The sequence below is a fragment of the Escherichia sp. TW14182 genome, from assembly GCF_000208525.1.
GTDB classification, from domain to species: Bacteria; Pseudomonadota; Gammaproteobacteria; order Enterobacterales; family Enterobacteriaceae; genus Escherichia; species Escherichia ruysiae.
In genome coordinates this window covers 1-734 of the sequence record NZ_AEJZ01000334.1, presented here as the reverse complement: position 1 = coordinate 734, position 734 = coordinate 1, and the positions used below count along the sequence as shown (strand labels likewise).

The window sequence follows — 734 nt, the reverse complement described above, 5'->3', positions numbered from 1 at the left end:
TAAAACTTACATTATCCACATTATTTTTCTGAACAAGAAAAAACCAATCATCTATTGGATTGATTTTTATAAGCATTATTTATTTTATTCCTTATTAACCTTAAGACGATTTACTATTATTTTTAATGACAATAGTAAAAAACTTCACTCACACCATTTACAAACCACTAAAACCTATCAATGCAATGAACAACTAACAATTTAATAAATTTATTGCATCTAATATTACAGATATTCTTATTTGGCAACTTGCATGCTTACACCCAACAAGTCTTCAGGAAGAAAATCAGTGCAATAAAACACATCTCGCTATTTATATTTTAAGGATGAAAGTGAGTGATATGAGTGATATGAAGTTAACAAAACATGCTTTATCAACCCTGGCTATAGCCATTTCAACAATACTATACACACCAGTATCTCTGGCCGTTGACCCTCCCTCAAATCTAAATAGTAGAGTTGTCGTCAATAATAATGAAGAATTGAAACTCATTGCTTCAGAGGGTTACAATCCCAAATGGAAGCAATTTGGTTTTTTGATGGTGGGCGAAAACTCTAATGGCTCCGTTATCCTTGATAATATGTTAATTATTACCAGATACTCTACCATAGGTAGAAATTCTGAAGGTTCCATCACTTTATTAAACCATACCGACTGGCAGTTTAATCTCACTGCACCCAGGATGGAACTGGGGACATATGATGGTTCCGGCACCGTATATGTGTTAGAAGGC

At 33.5% G+C, this 734-nt stretch carries 1 pseudogene; it reads left to right on the top strand.

What is annotated here, in order from left to right:
• Positions 1–341: 341 nt before the first annotated feature.
• Positions 342–734: pseudogene (locus EQY_RS26980) on the top strand (autotransporter outer membrane beta-barrel domain-containing protein); the annotation flags it as partial.